Raw genomic sequence first — 20,310 nt, 5'->3', positions numbered from 1 at the left:
CTCGTATTGACACCGTCTGGCACGGTGGCTTTAATCGTTCGGTGGCTGGACGCCGCGACCAAGCCTCAAGTGCCGCCTCCAATGCGGTCGGCAGCGAGAGGCGAGAACAAGAAAACCGAACAGACACTTCCTGTCAACTCAATCTCTCTGCGAGGGGCCCCGTGAACAAGACCGAACTGATAGAGCACATCTCCAGGCATGCGGACATCTCCAAGGCGGCGGCCACGCGCGCCCTGGAGTCGATGATCGGCGCCGTCAAGATCACCTTGAAGAAGGGCGGCTCGGTTTCGCTGGTGGGGTTCGGCACTTTCGCGGTCGGCAAGCGGGCGGCGCGCAGCGGTCGCAATCCCCGCACCGGCGCAGCGATTAAAATCAAGGCTGCCAAGGTTCCCAAGTTCCGTCCGGGCAAGGCGCTGAAGGATGCGCTGAACTGAGCGGTCATGCGGGGTGCTTAGCTCAGCTGGTAGAGCGGCGCCCTTACAAGGCGTAGGTCGGCGGTTCGATCCCGTCAGCACCCACCAACAGCAAAGGCGAACAGTTGTTCGCCTTTTGTTTGTCCGGCATCCGGGACGCGGAGCCCGGCCCGACCGGCGGCGCAGCCGCCGAAGTGTCCCATCGTTGTGAGTCTGAGCATGTTTGATTTCGTCCGCAAGCACACCCGGATCATGCAGTTGATACTGTTCCTGCTGATCTTCCCTTCGTTCGTGCTGTTCGGACTGGAAGGCTACAACCGCTTCCGCGAGAAGGGCGACGCCGTCGCCAAGGTCGACGGCCGCGAGATCCTGCAGGGCGACTGGGACGCGGCGCACAAGCAGGAGGTGGAGCGGCTGCGCCAGCAGCTGCCGAACCTCGACTCGAAGATGCTCGAGTCGCCGGCGGCGAAGTACGCCACGCTGGAGCGCATGGTCCGGGACCGCGTGCTCGCCGCCGCGGCGGCGCAGTCCAAGCTGGTCACGAGCGACCAGCGCCTCGCGCGCGAGCTGCAGCGCAACGAGATGATCGCCGCGCTGCGCGGCCCCGACGGCAAGCTCGACATGGCGCGCTATCGGCAGCTGGTCGGCGCGCAGGGCATGACGCCGGAGATGTTCGAGGCCGGCGTGCGCGCCGAGTTGTCGGCCAACCAGGTGCTGCTCGGCGTCGGCGGCACGACGCTGGTCACCCCGGCGCAGGTGCAACTGGCACTGGATGCCTTCCTGCAGCAGCGCGAAGTGCAACTGGCCCGATTCTCCCCCGCCGACTACGCGAGCCAGGTGAAACCGGCGGACGCGGAACTCGAGGCGTTCTACAAGGAGAACCAGGCGCTGTTCCAGGCGCCCGAGCAGGCCGCGATCGAGTACGTGGTGCTGGACGTCGAGTCGGTGCGCAAGGGCCTCACCGTCAACGAGCAGGACCTCAAGACCTATTACGAGCAGAACGTCGCGCGGCTGGGCGGCCAGGAGGAGCGGCGTGCCAGCCATATCCTGATCGCCGTGCCGAAGGGCGCGCCCGATGCCGAGAAGCAGAAGGCGCGCGCGAAAGCCCAGGAGCTGCTGGCACAGGTGAAGAAGGCCCCGGACAGCTTCGCCGAACTCGCGAAGAAGCACTCGCAGGATCCGGGGTCCGCGGCCCAGGGCGGCGATCTCGACTTCTTCGCCCGCGGCGCGATGACCAAGCCCTTCGAGGACGCGGCTTTCGCGCTTGGCAAGGGCGAGATCAGTGGCATCGTCGAAACCGACTTCGGATACCACATCGTCAAGGTGACCGACGTCAAGGTGCCCAAGCAGCGCAACTTCGAGCAGATGAAACCGGAACTCGAGGCCGAGGTCGCAAAGCAACTCGCGCAGCGCAAGTACGCCGAAGCGGCCGACACGTTCACCAACACGGTCTACGAGCAATCCGACAGCCTGAAGCCCGCCGCCGACAAGCTGAAGCTGCAGGTGCGCACGGCCACGGTGACGCGGCAGCCGGCGCCGGGCGCGACCGGGCCGCTCGCGAACCCCAAGTTCCTCGGCGCGCTGTTCGCGCCCGACAACCTCGAGAAGAAGCGCAACACCGAGGCGGTGGAGGTCGCGCCGAGCACGCTGGCGTCGGGTCGCGTCGTGCAGCACACCCCGGCGCGCACCTTGCCGTTCGCCGAGGTCAGGGACCGGGTGCGCGAGCGCCTGGTGGCCGCTCGCAGCGCGGAGCTCGCGCGCAAGGACGGCGCCGCCAGGCTGGCGGCGTGGAAAGCGGCGCTGGCGAGCGCGAGCCTGCCTCCGCCCGTGGTGCTCTCGCGCGTGGAGACGCGCAACCAGCCGCTGCCGGTGATCGAGGCGGTCCTGCGCGTCGACCCGGCGGCGCTGCCTGGATGGGCGGGCATCGACCTCGGCAACGACGGCTACGTCGTGGCGAAGGTCAACAAGGTCATACCTCGCCCCGCGCCGGCGCCGCAGATGGCGCAGCAGGAGCGGCAGGAGTACGCCCAGGCCTGGGCCACGGCGGAGAACCTGGCGTACTACAACATGCTGAAGGACCGCTTCAAGGCGCAGATCCTCGTACCCAAGCCGGCCGACGAGCCGGAGCCGAAGCAGTAAGGCGAACGCGGCCCGCCGCAAGCCCGGCGGCGCTGTGTCATCCCGCGTGGGTGCTGCTGCCCGGCGCCGCCCGTGCGCCGGCGCGACACGCCTACCAGTGGCGCACGCGCCCGGTGTCGAGGTGGACGAACTGGTCGCGCGGGTAGTACCCGACGCCGCCCTGGCGCAGGGACAGGGCCGCGTCGCGCAGGTCGCCGAGCGGCACGCCGGGGAGCCGGACGTCGATGGCCTTGCCGTCCATGTGCAGACTGCGCTTGGCCACGCCGCCGCCACGGGTGGCCTTCAGCGTCGCGTTGGTCTGGGGGCAACGGTAGCCCGAAATGACCTGGAACGAATTGGCCGTCCCGAGCTCGTTCTTCACCCGGTGCAGCAGGTCGAACAGTTGCGGGTCCATCACGCCGACGTCGCCGGTGTAGTGGTCGCGCATGAAATGGTTGAGCGCACCCAGGGCGTCATCCACATAACGATCGCCGACGGCGTAGACCAGGCTCAGCCGTTCGCCGGTATGGGTGTGGTCGAACGCGAGCGTGCGCGCATCAGGGCGCGAGGCCAGGGCCGGCATCACGGCGGATCCGGCAGCACCCAGCGCGGCGAACTGCGCGAAACGATGCAGGAACAGGCGGCGGTCGGGACGGTGGGCTGGCGTCGGCATCGTCCGGATTCTAGGGAACCGGGCCTTTCCGCCCGTGCAGAGGGGGCAATCCGGCGGCACGTTGCCGCAAGGCGCGGTCGAGGACCGCGTCGTGGCCATACAGGTCGCGGTAGAAATACACGGTTCCGGTCCTGGCCACCACGGTGCTGTACGCGATCAGCACCGGCACCGGTTGTTCGAGCCGCAAGGTGCTGGCGACCCCGGCGTCCATGGCCTCGCGGATGCGGTCGCCGGTCCACGGCGGCTGGTCCCGCAGCACGAACCGGGCGAGCGCCGCCGGCGCTTCCAGCCGGATGCAGCCGTGGCTGAAGTCGCGCCGCTCCCGCTCGAACAGCCGCCGCGCGGGGGTGTCGTGCAGGTAGATGTTGGCGTTGTTCGGGAACACGAACTTGATGCCACCGAGCGCGTTCTGCGGCCCGGGGCGTTGGCGAATGCGCCAATCGCCGCGCAGCACCGCCTCCAGGTAGGACGGATCGAGCGTGGTCACCACCTGGCCGGAAGGGGTGACGAATTCCAGTCCCTCGCGTTGCAGATAGCCAGGATCGCGGCGCAGCCGCGGCACGGTCTCGTCGCGCGCGATCGAGGGCGGCACGTTCCAGTAGGGACTGAACTCGATGAAGCGCATGGCCTCGGCGAGCAAGGGCGTGCGCGTGCGCAGCGCCTTGCCCACGATCACCTTCATCGTCAGGCGCACGTCGATGCGGTGGTCGGAGACTTCGTACGCACGCAGGACGAACTCGGGGATGTTGACCACGATCATTCGCGGCGCCTGCAGGAGCGGCGTCCAGCGCAGCCGTTCCATGGCCAGCTCGATCTGCCGCACGCGTGCGGCCGGGACGACGTCGAGCTCGCGCAGCGTCGCGGCGCCCAGCACACCATCGGGGGTGAGCCCGTGGCGCTCCTGGAATGCCTGCAGCGCATCGACCAGCCGCGCGTCGAAGCGCTCAGGCGCGGCATGCCCCGGTTCGAGGTCGCCCAGGGCTTCGAGGCGCCGGGCCATCGCCGCCAGGCCGGCCCAGGCCTGTCCCGCCACCAGCTTGCGCGCGGGCAGCGGTGGCAGGCGCGCGGCCCAGGCCGGGTGGCCTTCGAGGCCGCGATAGCGTGCCAGCGCGTGCCGCAGGTTGGCGTACATCGGCAACTGCGGCTCGGCTTCGCGCAAGGCCTGCGGCAGCCGCCGGGCGGCGAGGGCGTCGCCCAGAAGGCCCAGGGTGTCGACGCCGGGCCGTCGTGGCAGGTTGAAGCCCGCATGGAGCTGGCGCGGATCGACCCGGCCCCGTTGCAGGTCGGTGAGGTAGCGCTGCAAGGCCGCCGTGAGGGCCGCGCCCAGTTCGCGCTGTTCGAGCTCGCCCGCGGCCGGCCCATCCGCCGCGGCCGCAAGGCGCGATTGCAGCGCAGGAGCTGCGTAGTCGGCGGGATCCAGTCCGTGCTCCCCCGCCGCGGCGAGAACCCGTGCCGCGTGCATGGCCTCGTTGGTCGGTTGCCCGGCCTCGAACCACTGGAGCTGCGCGGACGCCAATGCCGTCGTTCCGCACAGGCTCAGCGCGAACAGCAGCTTGCGGACTGGAAGGGGCAGCATCGATGTCCTGCGCTTGCAGCGTGTCTGCGACAACGATAGGTGTGCTGGTGCCATCCGCGTTGACGAAAGACAAGGCCGATCGGACCTTGCCAAATGAAAAGCCCGCCGGAGGGCGGGCTTTCGATCGATCGGATGGGGTGGCTGATGGGACTCGAACCCACGACGACAGGAATCACAATCCTGGACTCTACCAACTGAGCTACAGCCACCGCAGAGACGGCGATTATAGCGGGACGCGGCGGCCTCAGTTGACCATCACCACCTTGCCCTTCACGCCGCGGGTGCCCATGTACTCGTACGCCGCCTTGAGCTCGGCCATCGGCATGAGCCGGTCGATCACCGGCTTGATCCTGCCCTGGCCGTACCAGCCCGCGAGTTCCGCCAGCACCGCGGCCGCTGCCTGTGGCTCATGCCGCGAGAAGCTGCCCCAGAACACGCCGACGATCGACGTTCCCTTCAGCAGGGGCAGATTCAACGGGAGCGACGGGATGGTGCCGGACGCGAAGCCGATCACCAGGTAGCGCCCGCGCCAGGCGAGCGAGCGCAGCGCCGGCTCGGCGAGATCGCCGCCCACCGGGTCGTACACCACGTCCGGCCCACGGCCGCCGGTGGCCGCGGCGACCGCCTCGCGCAGCTTTTCGCGGGTGTAGTTGATGGTGGCGTCCGCCCCGATGGAGCGGCACAGCTCGCACTTGTCGTCGGAGGACGCCGCGGCGATCACCCGCGCGCCGAGCGCCTTGGCGATCTGGATGGCGGCCGTGCCGACACCGCCGGCCGCACCGAGCACCAGCACGGTCTCGCCGGCCTTCACCTGGCCCCGGTCCACCAGCGCGTGGTGCGACGTCGCATACGTCATGATGAATGCGGCGGCGTCCGCGTGGGGGAAAGCGTCGGGCAATGGCAGGCACAGCGCCGCCGGGGCGATCGTGTGGGTGCCGAAGCCCCCGGTGCCGGAGAGGCACGCCACGTTCTGTCCCACCTTCAGATGCTTCACATCGGGGCCCAGCGCGGCCACGATGCCGGCGTACTCGGATCCCGGCACGAAGGGCAGCGGCGGCTTGATCTGGTACTTGTTCTGGACGATCAGCAGGTCGGGGAAGTTCAGGCTCGCCGCCTTGATCTCGACCAGCACCTCACCGGCCCTGGGCTGCGGCGTCGGCAGTTCCTTCCACTGCAGCGCCTCGACGCCGACGGGGTTCTCGCACAGCCAGGCATGCATCGGTGGGTCCTTTCGCTGAAAGTCGGGAATGATAAGCGTGCGCGGCGCCGCCGCCGCGAACTGTCGCCCTACAATCGGCTCGCGCTTGCGCCCCCTTCATGAAGATCCTGCTTTCCAACGACGACGGCTACCGCGCGCCCGGCATCGAGGCCCTGTACGAGGCCATCCGCGACCTCGGCGATGTCGAGGTCGTCGCGCCCGAGCACAACAACAGCGCGAAGTCGAACGCGCTCACGCTGCATTCGCCGCTGTACGTGCACGACGCGGCCAACGGCTTTCGCTATGTCAACGGGACGCCGGCCGACTGCGTGCACGTGGCGCTCACGGGGCTGCTCGGCTACACGCCGGACCTCGTCGTGAGCGGCATCAACAACGGTGCCAACATGGGCGACGACACGATCTACTCGGGTACCGTCGGCGCTGCGATGGAAGGCTATCTGTTCGGCATTCCCGCCATCGCGTTCTCGCAGACGCAAAAAGGCTGGTCGCACCTCGACGCCGCGGCGCGCAAGGCGCGCGAACTGGTGCAGCAGGTGCTCGCCTGTCCGCCGCCGGAGGCGCTGCCCTGGCTGCTGAACGTGAACATTCCGAACCTGCCGTACGAGGAGCTGAAGTCGTTCAAGGTCTGCCGGCTCGGTCGCCGGCATGCAGCGGAGAAGGTGATCTCCCAGACCAGCCCGCACGGCGAGACCATGTACTGGATCGGGGCCGCCGGCCCGGCGAAGGACGACGCCGAGGGCACCGACTTCCACGCGACGGCGCTGGGCCATGTGTCCGTGACCCCGCTGAAGGTGGACCTGACCGACCACGACGCGCTGCGCGGCTGGTCGCGGCTGGTCGCGCCGCTGCCCGCGGCCGGGACCGGCGCGGGATGAACCGGCGGCCCGCCTTTCCAGTCCGGCTCGACGCGAAGCCGGCGCCCGCGGGGTCGCGGCCGGCCGCTGCTGCTGCCGCCCCGGCCCCAGATGGGGTCGGCCTCGACTCGCAGGCGGTGCGCGCGCGCATGGTGCAGCGCCTGGCCGCCCAGGGCATCCGCGACCAGCGCGTGCTGGCCGCCGTCGGCGCCGTGCAGCGCCACCGTTTCGTCGACACGGCCCTGGCGAACCAGGCTTACGAGGACACGAGCCTGCCGATCGGGCTGGGGCAGACCATTTCCAAGCCCAGCGTCGTGGCACGCATGGTCGAACTGCTGCTGGGACCGGCGACCGGTGGCAAGCTCGGCCGGGTGCTGGAGATCGGCACCGGTTGCGGCTACCAGGCGGCGGTGCTGAGCCTGGTCGCCGCCGAGGTGTACAGCGTCGAGCGCCTGCGGCAGTTGCATGACAAGGCGCGCGACAACCTGCGCCCGTTCCGGCTGCCGAACGTGCACCTGCTGTTCGGCGACGGCATGGCGGGTTATGCGCGCGGCGCGCCCTACGCCGGCATCATTGCCGCTGCCGGCGGCGAGGCGGTGCCGCAGGCGTGGTGCGACCAGCTCGCCGTCGGCGGGCGCATCGTCGCGCCGACCCAGATGGCAGGCGGCCAGCAGGCGCTGGTCGTCATCGAGAAGACCGCGCGCGGATTGCAACAAAGTGTGCTCGAGGCCGTGCATTTCGTCCCCCTAAAATCGGGAATCGCTTGAAGGAACAACACACGATGCAGAGGTGGCGCCACCGCGGATGGACCTTGACGGCGGGCGTGCTGCTGCTGGCCCTGCTGGCCGGCTGCGCGTCGAAGACGCGTGTCCCCGCGCCCGTCGAGGATCGCAGCGCCGGGCGGCGAGCCCCCGCGGCCGTCGTCACCGAGTCACCCAAGCCGGCCGCCCCCGCCGATGCGGCCGTGAAGCCGGGCCAGTACGTCGTGCGACCCGGCGACACGCTGATCCGCATCGCGCTCGACGCCGGCCAGAACTGGCGCGACATTGCACGCTGGAACAACATCGAGAACCCGAACGTCATCGAAGTCGGCCAGGTGCTGAGGGTGACGCCGCCGGCCAGCGAAGTCGCCGTCGCCAGGCCCGTGGCGCCGCCCGCCGTCAGCGCCGCGCCGATGCCGCCGGCGTCCGCGGCAGCGCCGTCGGCCTCGGCACCGGCCGCCGCCGCCAGCGCCCCGCGGGCGGCGTCGGCCCCGGTGGTGGCGAGCGTGCCGCCCATCACTCCGACGCCGGCGCCCCCGGGCGAGGAGGATATCGGGTGGTCCTGGCCTACGCTGCCCGGCGCGGCCGTGATCGGCGGGTTCGACGAGCAACGCAACAAGGGACTGGACATCGCCGGCAAGCCGGGCGATCCGGTGCTCGCAACGGCCGACGGCCGCGTCGTGTATGCCGGGGCCGGATTGCGCGGCTACGGCAACCTCATCATCCTGAAGCACAACAACACCTACCTGTCGGCGTATGCGCACAACCAGACGCTGCTGGTGAAGGAAGACCAGACGGTGCGCAAGGGGCAGAAGATCGCGGAGATGGGCAGCAGCGATTCCGATCGCGTCAAGCTGCACTTCGAGATCCGGCGCCAGGGCAAGCCCGTCGATCCGGCCCGCTACCTTCCGCAGCGCTGAAGGTCGCTCGGGTACTCTGGCTTTTCGCTGAAGCCGGATAGAATGGCCGCGTGAAACAGCGCGACGGCCGACGCCAGACCGCCGCTCCTGGAGCGAACCAGGACGGTGCCGCGCAGCATACGGAAGTGCGCGCGGCCCGTGTCCCCGGGGCGGGCGAATCCGTCGAAGAGCCTCCCCGTGACACCCTGCCTGCCGAACTGGCCGGCGAATCCAGCGATACGCTGACGCTGTACCTGCGCGAGGTGCGGCGCACCGACCTGTTCACCCCGCAGCAGGAATTCGAGACGGCCACGCGCGCGCGCGCCGGCGACTTCCAGGCCCGCCAGTCGATGATCGAGCACAACCTGCGCCTGGTCGTCAGCATCGCGAAGGGCTACCTCGGGCGCGGCGTGCCGCTGTCGGACCTGATCGAGGAAGGCAACCTCGGCCTGATGCACGCGATCGACAAGTTCGAGCCGGAGCGGGGCTTCCGCTTCTCCACCTATGCCACCTGGTGGATCCGGCAGTCGGTCGAGCGCGCGGTGATGAACCAGGGCCGCGTGATCCGCCTGCCGGTGCACGTGGTGCGCGAACTGCAGCAGGTCCTGCGCGCGCGCCGCACGCTGGAGAACGATCCCGCCTTCGCGGCGGCGCGCAACGGCTTCCAGGGTGAGGGCGTGCGCGTCGAGGATGTCGCCGCGCTGCTCGGTCGGGAGGTGCAGGAAGTCGCGGAACTGCTGGCCATGGCGGAGACGCCCAAGTCGCTCGACGCGGTGATGGACCGCTCCGACGACGAGCACACGCTCGGCGATTCGATGGCCGACGAACTCACGCTCGACCCCACCGGCGTCACCCAGAACCACGAGGTCGAGCGGCTCCTGAACAACTGGATCGATGCGCTTTCCAGCCGCGAACGCGAAGTGCTGGAAGGCCGCTTCGGCCTGCACGACCGCGAGCCGGAGACGCTGGAGGTCCTGAGCGACCGCCTGGGCCTCACCCGCGAGCGCGTGCGGCAGATCCAGAACGAGGCGCTGGTGAAGTTGAAGCGCTACATGGTGCGCAACGGCATCAGCAAGCAGGCGCTGTTCTAGCCGTTGCCGGGGCGGCGCGCCTGCTACAGTGGGCGCATGAGCTGGCCGGTCCTCGTCTTCGACATCGAATCCATTCCCGACGTGGCGGGGCTGCGCGCGGTGCGCGGCGCCGACGCCGCGCTCTCCGACGAGCAGGTGTATGCGCAGTGGCTGCAGGAGCGCGGCGAGAAGGGCCAGAGCGACTTCATGCCGCTGCACCTGCAGCGCGTGCTCGTCATCAGCTGCGTGTTCCGCAACGCCGAGGGCCTGCGCGTGCACTCGTTCGTCGACCGCGACAACGCCAGCGAAGGCCGCGTGATCCAGAACTTCTTTTCGGCGGTGGACAAGCACCTGCCGCAGCTGGTGAGCTGGAACGGAGGCGGCTTCGACCTGCCGGTGCTGCATTACCGCGGCCTGCGCCACGGCGTGGTCGCTGACCGCTACTGGTGCATGGGGGAGGAGGGCGGACCGGAAGCGCGCGAGTTCAAGTACAACAACTACATCGGCCGCTACCACATGCGGCACCTGGACCTGATGGACCTGCTGGCGATGTACCAGCCGAAGAACAACGCGCCGCTGGATGCCATGGCCAAGCTGTGCGGCTTCCCCGGCAAGCTCGGCATGGACGGATCGCAGGTGTACGGTGCCTTTCGCGACGGGAAGATCGACGAGATCCGCCGCTACTGCGAAACGGACGTCATGAACACCTACCTGCTGTACTGCCGCTTCCAGAAGATGCGCTGCGGCTTCACCGAGGCCGAGTACGAGCAGGAGATCGCCATGGTCAAGGGCACGCTCGCCAGCCTGGCGCCGGCCGAGCCGCACTGGCAGGAATACCTCGAGGCCTGGGGCTGATTCGCCCGCCTGAGACAATCCGGGGATGAGCGACGAAGTAGAGAACAGGGCAGCCCTGCCCGAGGGATGGCTGCAGGTCGACGGCCTCGACATCGATGCGCAGGGCGTCGCGCGGCGCGCCGACGGCAAGGTGGTCTTCATCGACGGCGCGCTGCCGTCCGAGCAGGTGTCGGCGCAGGTCAGGCGCCGCAAGAACAACTGGGAGCAGGCCGCCCTTACCGAGATCCACCGCGAATCGGCGCAGCGCGTGCGGCCGCGCTGTCCGCATTTCGGGCTGCACGAAGGCGCGTGCGGCGGCTGCAAGATGCAGCATCTGCAGGTGTCGGCGCAGGTCGCGATCAAGCAGCGGGTGCTCGAGGACAACCTGTGGCACCTGGGCAAGGTCAAGCCGGAGATGGTGCTGCGGCCGATCGAGGGGCCGACCTGGGGCTACCGCTGGCGCGCCCGCTTCTCGGTGCGCCACGTGCGCAAGAAGGAGACGGTGCTGGTCGGCTTCCACGAGCGCAAGAGCCGCTACGTGGCCGACATCCGCGAGTGCCACGTGGTGCCGCCGCACGTCAGCCGGCTGCTGCTGCCGCTGCGCGCGCTGATCGGATCCATGGACGCGATCGAGACCTGCCCGCAGATCGAACTGGCCTGCGGCGACGACGTGACGGCGCTGGTGCTGCGGCACCTGGAGCCGCTCGGCAGCGGCGATCTCGACAAGCTGCGGGCCTTCGCGCGGGAGCATCCGCCCGTTCAGTGGTGGCTGCAACCCAAGGGCCCGGAGACCGCGCGGCCCATGGACACGGACGGGCCACCGCTCACCTACTCGCTGCCCGAATTCGGGATCACGATGCCGTTCAGGCCGACCGACTTCACGCAGGTCAATCCCCACATCAACCAGGTGCTGGTGGCCCGCGCCGTGCGCCTGCTGGACGCGCAGCCGGACGAGCGCGTCATCGACTGGTTCTGCGGCCTGGGCAACTTCACGCTGCCGATCGCGACGCGGGCCGGCTCGGTGCTCGGCATCGAAGGCAGCGAGACGCTGGTCGCGCGCTCGCGCGAGAACTACGAGCACAACGGTGGCAGGCAGCGGCTGGCGCCGACCGGCTTCGTGGCCCGCAACCTGTTCCTGATGACGCCGGAGCAGCTCACCGCCGACGGCGTGGCCGACCGCTGGCTGGTGGACCCGCCGCGCGAAGGCGCGTTTGCCCTGGCCAAGGCGGTGGCGGACCTGCACCAGCAGCCCGGATCGCGCGGCGGGTGGCGGCCGCCGCGCCGCATCGTCTACGTGAGCTGCAATCCGGCGACGCTGGCCCGCGACGCCGGCCTCCTGGTGCACCAGGGCGGCTACCGCTGCACCGCAGCCGGCGTGGTCAACATGTTCCCGCACACGGCGCACGTGGAAAGCATCGCCGTCTTCGATCTCGACGCGGCGGACGGCCACTGAAATGAAAACGGGGCCCGCAGGCCCCGTCGTCGTTCCCGAGCAGGTCTCAGTCGCCGTCGGACAGGCCCAGCAGCACCAGCAGGCTCTGGAAGACGTTGAAGATGTCCAGGTACAGCGCCAGCGTGGCGGAGATGTAGTTGGTCTCGCCGCCGTCGACGATCCGCTTCAGGTCGAACAGCATGAACAGGCTGAACACGCCGATCGCCAGCGTGCTGATCACCATCATGCCGACGCTGGAGCCGACAAACACGTTGATGATGGCGCCGACCATGATCACGAGGGCGCCGGCGAAGAGCCACTTGCCCATGCCGGACAAGTCGCGCTTGATCACGCTGGACAGCGTCGCCATCACCAGGAACACGCCGGCCGTCCCGCCGAACGCCGTCATGATCATGCTCGCGCCGTTCTGCGATCCCAGGATCACCGCGATCAGCCGCGACAGCATCAATCCCATGAAGAAGGTGAACGCCAGCAGCACCGGAACGCCGGCGGCGGAATTCTTGGTTTTCTCGATGGCGAACATGAAGCCGAACGCGCCGCCGAGGAAGACGATCAGGCCCAGCCCGCCGCCGAGGCCGGCGGTCATGCCCGTCGCCACGCCCAGCCAGGCGCCCAGCACCGTGGGCAGCAGGCTCAGGGCGAGCAGCCAGTAGGTGTTGCGCAGGACGCGATTGCGTTGTTCGGCCGCCGGCAGCGCACGGCCATAGTCGATGGTCCGGACCTGGTCAGTCATGGGTGGTACTCCTTTTGCCTGATGGCGATTAGATGGGCGCATTCTAGTGCCCCGCCCCTCAAATATCTGTACTCTCGTTCGGATGGATGCGGGGATCATCGGTGGCTGGCCGGAGCGGGTCCAGACTGGACGTCTGGACCCGTTTCGGACGGCCGCCGAGGGCCCCGCAGGCGCCGAACCCTTCGGGCTGGCTCGTATCGGGCTGCATGCCGCGTTGCGGTCACCGGCCAATACGTCGAGTATTGGCCGGCGCCCGCGCCTTGCCTGCAGCCCGATACGAACCAGCGAGAGCACAGATATTTGAGGGGCAGGGCACAGAGTTGGTTCAAGGTGAGTTGACCGCAAGCCCGGCAATAAGGCGCTTCCCGGCGGCTATGCTCCCGGGCTGCAAGACAGGAGAACGCAGCATGAAGAACAAACCTTCCCTGGAACTGGCCGACGTCAAGGCGATCGCCGCCGCCGCCGAGGCCGAAGCTGTGAAGAACAAATGGGCGGTCAGCATCGCCATCGTGGACGACGGCGGGCACCTGCTGTGGCTGCAGCGCCTGGACGGCGCCGCCCCCATTTCCGCTCATATCGCGCCGGCCAAGGCCAACACGGCTGCCGTCGGGCAGCGCGAGAGCCGGATTTACGAAGAGATGATCAACGGCGGACGGGTCTCGTTCCTGAGCGCGCCCGACCTCAGGGGCCTGCTGGAGGGCGGGGTGCCGATCATGAAGGACGGCACTTGCCTGGGCGCCGTGGGCGTGAGCGGCGTCAAGTCGACGGAAGATGCGCAGATCGCCCGCGCGGGCATCGCCGCGCTGGGGCTGTAGCAGGACGGCGGCGGTCAGGCCCGCGCAGCCGCCCCGGCGCAGCCGCAATCACCGCCGCAGCCGGCCGGATCGCGCCGGATGGCCGCCACCGGTGCGGTGGCGCTGCACTGATCGACGATCTCGCGGGCACTGCATTCGCACTGGCCGCACTGGGTCGCCACGCCCAGCTCGAACTGGATGTCGCTGAAATCCATGCCGGCGCGGGCGTGGCGGGCGATGTCCCGGTCGGAGACGCGGCGGCAAACGCAGACGATCATGGCAGGTACTGCTGGGTTGGGTGGCTGATGTCATGCATTATGAATGCGAATGGCTCGCATTTGCAATGACATAAGTCAAGCCCCCAAGGTTCCTGCGGATGCTGGGGCGGTGGGTCAGCGCATCCGCTGCCGCACCGCGTTCAGCTGGCGTGCCCCATCTGCGACTGCAGGTAGTTCTGCAAACCCACCTTGCCCAGCAGGTCGAGCTGCGTCTCCAGGAAGTCGACGTGCTCTTCCGTGTCCTCGAGGATGTCGGCCAGGATCTCGCGCGACACGTAATCCCGTACCGCCTCGCAGTGGGCGATGCCGTCCTTGATGGTCGCTTGCGCGGCGCGTTCCAGCCGCAGGTCGCATTCCAGGATTTCCGGCACGTTTTCGCCCACCAGCAGTTTGCCGAGGTCCTGCAGGTTGGGCAGCCCGTCGAGCATCAGGATGCGCTCCATCAGCCGGTCCGCGTGCTTCATCTCGCCGATGGACTCTTCGTATTCCTTCTTGGCGAGATGGTCGAAGCCCCAGTGCTTGAGGATCCTGTAGTGCAGGAAGTACTGGTTGGTGGCGGTCAGCTCGTTCCTGAGCTGGGCCTGCAGGTGCTGGATGACTTGTGGATCGCCTTGCATACGTTCTCCCGCGGGTGAGCCGCCGATTCTCCCGGAATTCGGCTCCCCGCGTGAAGCGCGGCGGCGTCGTTACGCGGCATTCACAGGTTGGCGGATCAGGTGGTCGAACGCCGCCAGCGCGGCCTTCGCGCCGTCCCCGGCCGCGATGATGATCTGCTTGAACGGCACCGTGGTGGCATCGCCCGCGGCGAATACGCCCGGCACCGAGGTGGCGCCGCGAGCATCGACGACGATTTCGCCGTGCCGCGACAACTCGACCGTGCCGCGCAGCCATTCGGTGTTGGGCACCAGGCCGATCTGCACGAACACCCCGGCCAGTTCCACCCGATGGCTTTCGCCGGAGGCCCGGTCCTCGTAGACCAGGCCGTCGACCCTGCTGCCGTCGCCGGTGATCTCGGTGGTCCTGGCGTTCACGATCGTCGTCACGTTCGGCAGGCTGGCCAGCTTGCGCTGCAGCACCGCATCGGCGCGCAACTGCGTGTCGTATTCGATCAGGGTGACGTGCTCCACGACGCCCGCCAGGTCGATCGCCGCTTCCACGCCGGAGTTGCCGCCGCCGATGACCGCCACGCGCTTGCCCTTGAACAGCGGACCGTCGCAGTGCGGGCAGTAGGCCACGCCCTTGTTGCGGTACTCCTGCTCGCCAGGCACGTTGATCGTGCGCCAGCGGGCGCCCGTGCTCAGGATGACACTGCGCGCCTTGAGCGAGGCGCCGCTTTCCAGCTGCACTTCGACCAGGTCGCCGTGGCGGACCAGTCCCTTGGCCCGCTGCAGGTTCATGACGTCGACGTCGTAGTGGCGGACGTGTTCCTCCAGGGCGAGCGCGAACTTCGGCCCTTCGGTCTCCTTGACCGAGATGAAGTTCTCGATGCCCAGCGTATCCAGCACCTGGCCGCCGAAGCGTTCCGATGCGATGCCCGTGCGGATGCCCTTGCGCGCCGCATACACGGCCGCCGCCGCGCCGGCCGGGCCGCCGCCGACGACCAGGACGTCGAACGGCGCCTTGGCCGCGATCTTTTCGGCTTCGCGCGCGGCGCCGCCGGTATCGATCTTCGCCAGGATCTCTTCCAGGCTCATGCGTCCCTGGCCGAAGCGGGTGCCGTTGAGGAAGACCGTCGGCACGGCCATGATCTCGCGCTCCCTGACTTCGTCCTGGAACAGGGCACCGTCGATCATCGTCGTCTTGATGCGCGGGTTCTGGACCGCCATCAGGTTGAGCGCCTGCACCACGTCCGGGCAGTTGTGGCAGGTGAGCGAGATGTAGATCTCGAACTCGAAGTCGCCTTGCAGTTCGCGGATCTGCCGCAGCACGGTTTCGTCCACCTTCGGCGGGTAGCCACCGACCTGCAGCAGTGCCAGCACGAGCGAAGTGAACTCGTGGCCGAGGGGCAGGCCGGCGAAGCGCGGTCCGTGCGTCTGGCCGGGCCGGTTCACGGAGAACGAAGGCGTGCGCTTGCCGGCGCCCGTGGTTTCGATCACGCGCACCTGCGGCGACGCTTCGCTCACGTCATGGAGCAGCGCCCGCAGGTCGGCCGAAGCGGGACTCTCGTCCAGCGCGGCGACGAGTTCCACCGGCTGCGTCATGCGTTCCAGGTAGGCGGCGAGCTGGGCTTTCAGATTGGCGTCGAGCATGGGGATTCCGTTTCGAGTTCTGGGATGGCAAGGCCCGGGCGCTGGTCGCGTCGAGGCCATGACGTTGTTCTTCCGCTAGCGGCACCAGACCGCGCGGAACAGCGTGCAGCGCGGTCTCACCTGCGGTGAGGATCCGGCTTCGCCGGTCCTCGCCGCACTGGCCGGGCCACTTCAGCAAGTCGCTTGCGACTTGCTGAAGTGATCAGATTTTCCCGACCAGATCGAGCGAAGGCTTCAGCGTGGCGGCGCCTTCTTCCCACTTGGCGGGGCAGACTTCACCCGGGTGGGCTGCCACGTACTGGGCGGCCTTGACCTTGCGCAGCAGGTCGGTGGCGTTGCGGCCGATGCCCTCGGCGGTGATTTCCACGGCCTGGATGACGCCCTGCGGATCGACGATGAAAGTGCCGCGGTCGGCCAGGCCCTCGGCTTCGCGCATGACATCGAAGTTCCGGGTCAGCGTGCCGGTCGGGTCGCCGATCATCGTGTACCTGATCTTGCGGATCGTGTCCGAGCTGTCGTGCCACGCCTTGTGGGTGAAGTGCGTGTCTGTGGACACCGAGTAGATCTCCACGCCGAGCTTCTGGAACTCGGCGTACCGGTCGGCCACGTCGCCCAGCTCCGTCGGGCAGACGAAGGTGAAGTCGGCGGGATAGAAGAAGAACACCGACCACTTGCCCTTGACGGCCTCATCCGTGACTTCGATGAACTTGCCTTCCTTGAAGGCCATGTTCCTGAAGGGCTTGATATGGGTGTTGATGACGGACATGCAGGTTTCCTCTCTTGTCTAAGGTTGTCGAAACGGGTGACAGGGAGAGACTAAGAGCGATCCGTCAATTAATCCAATTCATTGAGTCAATTTTGTGAATTGGAAAAGACTATCCAGCCGACATGTGCCACCGGCGAGGCCGGACGGCAGTGCCTCAATACTCCAGCCGCTCCGGCCGGATTTCCTGCAGGATGGTGGTGGCGATCTCTTCGATGGACTTCGTGGTGGTGCTGAGCCACCGGATGCCGGCCCGCCGCATCATCGCTTCGGCGTCGGCCACCTCGCTGCGGCAGTTCTCCAGCGATGCGTAGCGCGAGTTCGGCCGCCGCTCGTGGCGGATCTCCGAGAGCCGCTCCGGCTGGATGCTCAGGCCGAAGATCTTCTGCCGGTGCGGCTGCAGCGCGGCCGGCAGTTGCTGCCGCTCGAAGTCCTCGGGGATCAGCGGATAGTTGGCGGCCTTCAGGCCGTGCTGCATCGCCAGGTACAGCGAAGTCGGGGTCTTGCCGCTGCGGCTGACGCCCACCAGGATCACGTCGGCGCGCTGGAGGTCGCGCGTGGACTGCCCGTCGTCGTGGGCGAGGGTGAAGTTGATCGCCTCGATCCGCTCATGGTATTCCTTGCTCTTGCTGACGTCGGAAAAGCGGCCGATGCGGTGGTTGGACTTCATCCCCAGCTCGACTTCGAGCGGCGCGACGAAGGTGCCGAACATGTCGAGCAGCATGCCTTTGCAGCCCTGCTCGAGCACCTGCATGATTTCGACGTTGACCAGCGTCGTGAAGACGATCGGCTTGCGGCCCTCGACCTCGGCGATGTGGTTGACGTGACGCACGACCTGGTGCGCCTTGTCCACGGTGTCGACGAACGGCAGGCGCACGTGGCGCGGCTTGAACTCGAACTGCGCGAGGATGGCGTTGCCGAACGTTTCAGCGGTGATGCCGGTGCCGTCCGAGATGAAGAAGACCGTTCGCGTGTGCTGCATGTCGCGGCTTTCAGGTGCCGGGCCGCACCCCCACGACGGGCGGTGCCGGCCTACAATGCGTCCGATTATCCTCACTCGCCATGCACCGTCCCGGCCCATTCGAACAAGACCAAAGCCGCACCCCGTGCCATGCGAAAGCGCGCCGCTGCGCCGCCGTCCCGGTTTCAACTTCTGGAGCTTTCCCATGTCCGCACTTTTCAGCCCGACCGCCCTGGTCGTTCCGTTTGAGAACCTGAGAATGAGCGACGTCGAGGCGGTCGGCGGCAAGAACGCCAGCCTCGGCGAAATGATCTCCCAGCTGCCCGGCGGCGTGCGGGTGCCCACCGGCTTCGCCACCACCGCCCATGCCTTCCGCCAGTTCCTGGCGCACGGCGGGCTCGCGCAGCGCATCAACGCGCGGCTCGCCGCGCTCGACATGGAGGACGTGCGCGCGCTCGCTGCCGCCGGCGCGGAGATCCGCGGCTGGGTGGAGGCGCAGCCGTTCCCGGCGGACCTGGAGCAGGCGATCCGCGAGGCCTTCGCGAAGCTGTGTGCCGGCGACGAGCGGGCGAGCTTCGCGGTGCGGTCCTCCGCCACGGCCGAAGACCTGCCCGACGCTTCCTTCGCCGGCCAGCAGGAGACGTTCCTCAACGTCGTCGGCATCGACGCCGTGCTGCACAAGGCGAAGGAAGTGTTCGCGTCCCTCTACAACGACCGCGCGATCAGTTATCGCGTGCACAAGGGGTTCGCTCATTCCGACGTCGCGCTCTCCGCCGGCGTGCAGCGCATGGTGCGCAGCGATCTCGGGGCCGCCGGCGTCATGTTCACGATGGACACGGAGTCCGGCTTTCCCGACGTGGTGTTCATCACGTCCAGTTACGGCCTGGGCGAAACCGTGGTGCAAGGCGCCGTCAATCCCGACGAGTTCTACGTGCACAAGCCGATGCTGCAGGCCGGCAAGAAGGCCGTGATCCGCCGCAGCCTCGGCTCCAAGCTGGTCCAGATGGTGTTCAACGACGGCGAGCGCGCGCCCGGCAAGCCGCTGGTGAAAACGGTCGACGTGCCGCTGGAGCAGCGCAACCGCTATTCGCTCACCGACGCCGACGTCGAGCAGCTGGCGCGGTATGCGCTGGTGATCGAGCGGCACTACGGCCGCCCGATGGACATCGAATGGGGCAAGGACGGCCGCGACGGCCAGCTGTACATCCTCCAGGCGCGGCCCGAGACGGTGAAGAGCCAGCAAGGCGGCAAGGCCGAGACCCGCTACAAGCTCAAGAGCAAGGGGACCGTGCTGGCCGAGGGCCGCGCGATCGGCCAGAAGATCGGCACCGGTCCGGTGCGGCTCGTGCACAGCATCGCCGAGATGGACAAGGTGCAGGCCGGCGATGTGCTGGTCACCGACATGACCGATCCGAACTGGGAGCCGGTGATGAAGCGCGCCAGCGCCATCGTCACCAACCGCGGCGGGCGCACCTGCCACGCGGCGATCATCGCGCGCGAACTCGGGATCCCCGCGGTCGTCGGCTGCGGCGACGCCACCGCGCACCTGAAGGACGGCACGCTGGTGACGGTGAGCTGCGCCCAGGGCGACACCGGCTACATCTACGACGGGCTGCTCGAGACGGAAGTCACCGAGGTGCAGCGCGGCGAGATGCCGCCCATCGCCACCAAGATCATGATGAACGTCGGCAATCCGCAGCTCGCGTTCGACTTCGCGCAGCTGCCCAACGAAGGAGTGGGCCTGGCGCGCCTCGAATTCATCATCAACAACAACATCGGTGTCCATCCCAAGGCGATCCTGGAGTACCCCAACGTGGATGCCGACCTGAAGACGGCGGTGGAGTCGGTGGCGCGGGGCCACGCATCGCCCCGCGCGTTCTATGTCGACAAGGTCGCGGAAGGGGTGGCGACCATTGCCGCCGCGTTCTGGCCCAAGCCGGTGATCGTGCGGCTGTCGGATTTCAAGTCCAACGAATACCGCAAGCTGATCGGCGGTTCGCGCTACGAGCCCGAGGAAGAGAACCCGATGCTGGGTTTCCGCGGTGCCGCGCGCTACATCAGCGCCGATTTCCGCGAGGCGTTCGCCATGGAGTGCGAGGCGTTGCGCCGCGTCCGGACCGAGATGGGCCTCACCAACGTGCAGGTGATGGTGCCGTTCGTGCGGACGCTCGGCCAGGCCGAACGGGTGATCGGGCTGCTGGCGCAGCATGGCCTGCAACGCGGCAGCGACGAGCTCAAGATCATCATGATGTGCGAGGTGCCCAGCAACGCCGTCCTCGCCGAGCAGTTCCTGCAGCATTTCGACGGCTTCTCGATCGGCTCCAACGACCTGACCCAGCTGACGCTGGGCCTGGACCGCGACTCTGGGCTGGAACTGCTGGCGGTGGACTTCGACGAGCGCGACCCGGCGGTCAAGGCGCTGCTCGAACGTGCCATCGGCGCCTGCAAGGCCGCGGGCAAGTACGTGGGCATCTGCGGGCAGGGGCCGAGCGACCATCCCGACTTCGCCCTGTGGCTGGCCGCCCAGGGCATCTCCTCGATCTCGCTGAATCCGGACAGCGTGATCGCGACCTGGCAGCGGCTCGCCGAGGCCTGACGCGCCGGGGCCCGCCCTGGCAAAACACCTAGGGCGGCGACCGGCGGCGGCTGCCATCATCGCGCA

19 protein-coding genes and 2 tRNA genes are annotated in these 20,310 nt (G+C 68.2%); 11 read left to right on the top strand and 10 right to left on the bottom strand.

Annotated features, from left to right (window positions below; all coding sequences use genetic code 11):
- Positions 1–41: 41 nt before the first annotated feature.
- From RAMLITH_RS04770 to RAMLITH_RS04760, 3 genes are all read left to right on the top strand, one after another.
- Positions 42–434 carry an HU family DNA-binding protein gene (locus tag RAMLITH_RS04770; protein WP_337786103.1) on the top strand — a complete coding sequence of 131 codons (393 nt, stop codon included), beginning with the start codon at positions 42–44 and terminating at the stop codon, positions 432–434.
- An 11-nt stretch (positions 435–445) separates the two neighbouring features.
- A tRNA-Val gene (locus RAMLITH_RS04765) sits at positions 446–521 on the top strand.
- Between the two features lie 111 nt (positions 522–632).
- Positions 633–2,552 (top strand): SurA N-terminal domain-containing protein, encoded by a 1,920-nt coding sequence (locus tag RAMLITH_RS04760; RefSeq protein WP_168106142.1) that lies wholly within the window; start codon positions 633–635, stop codon positions 2,550–2,552.
- Between the two features lie 91 nt (positions 2,553–2,643).
- On the opposite strand, the gene mepK is transcribed toward RAMLITH_RS04760, so the two are convergent.
- From mepK to RAMLITH_RS04740, 4 genes are all read right to left on the bottom strand, one after another.
- Positions 2,644–3,204, bottom strand: a complete 561-nt coding sequence (gene mepK, locus RAMLITH_RS04755) for a peptidoglycan L,D-endopeptidase MepK (protein WP_168106141.1) — start codon at positions 3,202–3,204, stop codon at positions 2,644–2,646.
- A 10-nt stretch (positions 3,205–3,214) separates the two neighbouring features.
- On the bottom strand, positions 3,215–4,780 hold the full coding sequence (locus tag RAMLITH_RS04750; RefSeq protein WP_168106140.1) for a L,D-transpeptidase family protein: 1,566 nt from the start codon (positions 4,778–4,780) through the stop codon (positions 3,215–3,217).
- 133 nt (positions 4,781–4,913) lie between these two features.
- Positions 4,914–4,989 (bottom strand) — tRNA-His (locus tag RAMLITH_RS04745).
- 35 nt (positions 4,990–5,024) lie between these two features.
- Positions 5,025–5,999 (bottom strand): NADPH:quinone oxidoreductase family protein, encoded by a 975-nt coding sequence (locus tag RAMLITH_RS04740; RefSeq protein WP_168106139.1) that lies wholly within the window; start codon positions 5,997–5,999, stop codon positions 5,025–5,027.
- A gap of 98 nt (positions 6,000–6,097) precedes the next feature.
- Between RAMLITH_RS04740 and surE the strand changes: the two genes are divergently transcribed.
- The 6 genes from surE to rlmD are packed head-to-tail and all read left to right on the top strand — an operon-like array spanning position 6,098 to position 11,870.
- Positions 6,098–6,874, top strand: coding sequence for a 5'/3'-nucleotidase SurE (gene surE / locus RAMLITH_RS04735; RefSeq protein WP_168106138.1), 777 nt, complete (start codon positions 6,098–6,100; stop codon positions 6,872–6,874).
- Positions 6,871–7,620, top strand: coding sequence for a protein-L-isoaspartate(D-aspartate) O-methyltransferase (locus RAMLITH_RS04730; protein ID WP_168106137.1), 750 nt, complete (start codon positions 6,871–6,873; stop codon positions 7,618–7,620). Before surE ends, RAMLITH_RS04730 begins: the two co-directional genes overlap by 4 nt.
- Positions 7,621–7,634: 14 nt before the next feature.
- The gene (locus RAMLITH_RS04725; RefSeq protein ID WP_168106136.1) at positions 7,635–8,534 is read left to right on the top strand and encodes a peptidoglycan DD-metalloendopeptidase family protein; all 900 of its coding nucleotides are present in this window, start codon (positions 7,635–7,637) and stop codon (positions 8,532–8,534) included.
- 50 nt (positions 8,535–8,584) lie between these two features.
- Entirely contained in the window at positions 8,585–9,604 is a 1,020-nt protein-coding gene (gene rpoS, locus RAMLITH_RS04720; protein WP_420376885.1) for an RNA polymerase sigma factor RpoS, read from the top strand.
- A 36-nt stretch (positions 9,605–9,640) separates the two neighbouring features.
- A complete protein-coding gene (locus RAMLITH_RS04715; RefSeq protein ID WP_168106135.1) occupies positions 9,641–10,438 on the top strand; it encodes a 3'-5' exonuclease in 798 nt (265 codons plus the stop codon).
- Between the two features lie 25 nt (positions 10,439–10,463).
- Entirely contained in the window at positions 10,464–11,870 is a 1,407-nt protein-coding gene (gene rlmD, locus RAMLITH_RS04710) for a 23S rRNA (uracil(1939)-C(5))-methyltransferase RlmD (protein ID WP_168106134.1), read from the top strand.
- Between the two features lie 46 nt (positions 11,871–11,916).
- On the opposite strand, the gene RAMLITH_RS04705 is transcribed toward rlmD, so the two are convergent.
- Entirely contained in the window at positions 11,917–12,603 is a 687-nt protein-coding gene (locus tag RAMLITH_RS04705; RefSeq protein ID WP_168106133.1) for a Bax inhibitor-1 family protein, read from the bottom strand.
- A 407-nt stretch (positions 12,604–13,010) separates the two neighbouring features.
- On the opposite strand from RAMLITH_RS04705, the gene RAMLITH_RS04700 reads away from it, so the two are divergent.
- Complete coding sequence (locus RAMLITH_RS04700) at positions 13,011–13,418, top strand: GlcG/HbpS family heme-binding protein (RefSeq protein ID WP_168106132.1); 408 nt, start codon at positions 13,011–13,013, stop codon at positions 13,416–13,418.
- A gap of 14 nt (positions 13,419–13,432) precedes the next feature.
- Here RAMLITH_RS04700 and RAMLITH_RS04695 read toward each other — a convergent pair whose 3' ends face one another.
- The 5 genes from RAMLITH_RS04695 to ppsR form a co-directional block, all read right to left on the bottom strand.
- Positions 13,433–13,675, bottom strand: coding sequence for a (2Fe-2S)-binding protein (locus RAMLITH_RS04695; protein WP_168106131.1), 243 nt, complete (start codon positions 13,673–13,675; stop codon positions 13,433–13,435).
- Between the two features lie 140 nt (positions 13,676–13,815).
- Positions 13,816–14,292, bottom strand: a complete 477-nt coding sequence (gene bfr / locus RAMLITH_RS04690; RefSeq protein WP_168106130.1) for a bacterioferritin — start codon at positions 14,290–14,292, stop codon at positions 13,816–13,818.
- A gap of 69 nt (positions 14,293–14,361) precedes the next feature.
- Complete coding sequence (gene ahpF / locus RAMLITH_RS04685) at positions 14,362–15,924, bottom strand: alkyl hydroperoxide reductase subunit F (protein WP_168106129.1); 1,563 nt, start codon at positions 15,922–15,924, stop codon at positions 14,362–14,364.
- Between the two features lie 202 nt (positions 15,925–16,126).
- Entirely contained in the window at positions 16,127–16,690 is a 564-nt protein-coding gene (ahpC, locus tag RAMLITH_RS04680; protein WP_168106128.1) for an alkyl hydroperoxide reductase subunit C, read from the bottom strand.
- 154 nt (positions 16,691–16,844) lie between these two features.
- The gene (gene ppsR / locus RAMLITH_RS04675) at positions 16,845–17,669 is read right to left on the bottom strand and encodes a posphoenolpyruvate synthetase regulatory kinase/phosphorylase PpsR (RefSeq protein WP_168106127.1); all 825 of its coding nucleotides are present in this window, start codon (positions 17,667–17,669) and stop codon (positions 16,845–16,847) included.
- Positions 17,670–17,853: 184 nt separating this feature from the next.
- On the opposite strand from ppsR, the gene ppsA reads away from it, so the two are divergent.
- Positions 17,854–20,244, top strand: a complete 2,391-nt coding sequence (gene ppsA / locus RAMLITH_RS04670; protein WP_168106126.1) for a phosphoenolpyruvate synthase — start codon at positions 17,854–17,856, stop codon at positions 20,242–20,244.
- The last annotated feature ends 66 nt before the right edge of the window (positions 20,245–20,310 follow it).

It is taken from the genome of Ramlibacter lithotrophicus, assembly GCF_012184415.1.
GTDB lineage: Bacteria > Pseudomonadota > Gammaproteobacteria > Burkholderiales > Burkholderiaceae_C > Ramlibacter > Ramlibacter lithotrophicus.
The sequence above is the reverse complement of the archived record's forward strand: the minus strand, read 5'-3'. Positions and strand labels throughout refer to the sequence as shown.

Bases quoted from the DNA above. Each gene is read 5' to 3' on its own strand.
- RAMLITH_RS04760 (WP_168106142.1), top strand. From the start codon at position 633: ATGTTTGATTTCGTCCGCAAGCACACCCGGATCATGCAGTTGATACTG.
- mepK (WP_168106141.1), bottom strand. From the start codon at position 3,204: ATGCCGACGCCAGCCCACCGTCCCGACCGCCGCCTGTTCCTGCATCGT.
- RAMLITH_RS04750 (WP_168106140.1), bottom strand. From the start codon at position 4,780: ATGCTGCCCCTTCCAGTCCGCAAGCTGCTGTTCGCGCTGAGCCTGTGC.
- RAMLITH_RS04740 (WP_168106139.1), bottom strand. From the start codon at position 5,999: ATGCATGCCTGGCTGTGCGAGAACCCCGTCGGCGTCGAGGCGCTGCAG.
- surE (WP_168106138.1), top strand. From the start codon at position 6,098: ATGAAGATCCTGCTTTCCAACGACGACGGCTACCGCGCGCCCGGCATC.
- RAMLITH_RS04730 (WP_168106137.1), top strand. From the start codon at position 6,871: ATGAACCGGCGGCCCGCCTTTCCAGTCCGGCTCGACGCGAAGCCGGCG.
- RAMLITH_RS04725 (WP_168106136.1), top strand. From the start codon at position 7,635: ATGCAGAGGTGGCGCCACCGCGGATGGACCTTGACGGCGGGCGTGCTG.
- RAMLITH_RS04715 (WP_168106135.1), top strand. From the start codon at position 9,641: ATGAGCTGGCCGGTCCTCGTCTTCGACATCGAATCCATTCCCGACGTG.
- rlmD (WP_168106134.1), top strand. From the start codon at position 10,464: ATGAGCGACGAAGTAGAGAACAGGGCAGCCCTGCCCGAGGGATGGCTG.
- RAMLITH_RS04705 (WP_168106133.1), bottom strand. From the start codon at position 12,603: ATGACTGACCAGGTCCGGACCATCGACTATGGCCGTGCGCTGCCGGCG.
- RAMLITH_RS04700 (WP_168106132.1), top strand. From the start codon at position 13,011: ATGAAGAACAAACCTTCCCTGGAACTGGCCGACGTCAAGGCGATCGCC.
- RAMLITH_RS04695 (WP_168106131.1), bottom strand. From the start codon at position 13,675: ATGATCGTCTGCGTTTGCCGCCGCGTCTCCGACCGGGACATCGCCCGC.
- bfr (WP_168106130.1), bottom strand. From the start codon at position 14,292: ATGCAAGGCGATCCACAAGTCATCCAGCACCTGCAGGCCCAGCTCAGG.
- ahpF (WP_168106129.1), bottom strand. From the start codon at position 15,924: ATGCTCGACGCCAATCTGAAAGCCCAGCTCGCCGCCTACCTGGAACGC.
- ahpC (WP_168106128.1), bottom strand. From the start codon at position 16,690: ATGTCCGTCATCAACACCCATATCAAGCCCTTCAGGAACATGGCCTTC.
- ppsR (WP_168106127.1), bottom strand. From the start codon at position 17,669: ATGCAGCACACGCGAACGGTCTTCTTCATCTCGGACGGCACCGGCATC.
- ppsA (WP_168106126.1), top strand. From the start codon at position 17,854: ATGTCCGCACTTTTCAGCCCGACCGCCCTGGTCGTTCCGTTTGAGAAC.